This window comes from Methylophaga sp. UBA5088, assembly GCF_002414625.1.
GTDB classification, from domain to species: Bacteria; Pseudomonadota; Gammaproteobacteria; order Nitrosococcales; family Methylophagaceae; genus Methylophaga; species Methylophaga marina.
On record NZ_DIAC01000092.1, the window covers coordinates 7,726 to 8,758 of the forward strand.

1 protein-coding gene and 1 pseudogene are annotated in these 1,033 nt (G+C 41.9%); both read right to left on the reverse strand.

What is annotated here, in order from left to right:
• Positions 1-180, reverse strand: a 180-nt coding sequence (locus tag B4K20_RS11425; RefSeq protein ID WP_289282978.1) for a PP0621 family protein, incomplete at its 3' end; no start/stop codon positions are given.
• Between the two features lie 63 nt (positions 181-243).
• Positions 244-1,033: pseudogene (locus tag B4K20_RS11430) on the reverse strand (translational GTPase TypA); the annotation flags it as partial.

Below are 1,033 nucleotides of genomic sequence, written 5' to 3' on the forward strand. Positions count from 1 at the left end.
ACAAAAATAATGATGGTTTTTTTGTATCGCTTCGTGCTCAGAAATATGTAATCCACACTGCTCGCAACGCACCATTTTTTCCATCCGTGCTTGTTCATCTTCTGCTTTAGCTTTGCGTAACAACGTCGTGATGATGATATATAGCAACAAGCCAATGGCAATTAAAATAAGAATTCGCATTTTTCACCTCAAAAAAAAGGGTATCGACATAGGATACCCTTTTTCTTTTATTTTTAGTGACGTTTAGCCACGAGAAGCACGTTTCCGTTCATGTTCCAGTAATAATTTTTTACGAACACGAATGGCTTTAGGTGTGACCTCAAGTAACTCATCATCACCGATAAATTCTAGTGCCTGCTCTAAGCTCATACGAATAGGCGGTACTAGAGTCACCGCTTCATCAGATCCAGATGCACGCATATTGGTTAACTGTTTACCTTTTAATGGGTTAACAACTAAATCATTGTCACGTGAGTGGATGCCAATCACCATACCTTCATAGACTTCATCACCATGTCCGATAAACATGCGACCACGGTCTTGCAAGTTAAAGATAGCAAAAGCAACCGCTTTACCCACACCATTTGCAATCAAAACACCATTGATACGTTTACCAAAACTACCGGTTTTCATCGGTGCATAATGATCAAATACACTGTAAATCAAACCTGTACCTTGGGTAGCCGTCAGAAATTCTGTACGGAAACCAATCAGGCCACGAGATGGAATAATAAAGTCTAAACGAATACGACCTTTACCATCGGGTACCATATTTTTCAGGTCAGCGCCCCGCTCACCCATTTTTTCCATGACAGTGCCTTGATGCTCATCTTCGATATCAATAGTGACAGCCTCAAAAGGCTCTTCTTTCACACCATCGACTTCACGGATAATCACTTCCGGACGAGAAACACCCAGTTCAAAACCTTCACGGCGCATATTTTCGATAAGCACAGACAAGTGCAACTCACCGCGACCTGACACTTTGAACTTATCAGGATCTGTTGGCACTTGATCCACACGTAACGCCACG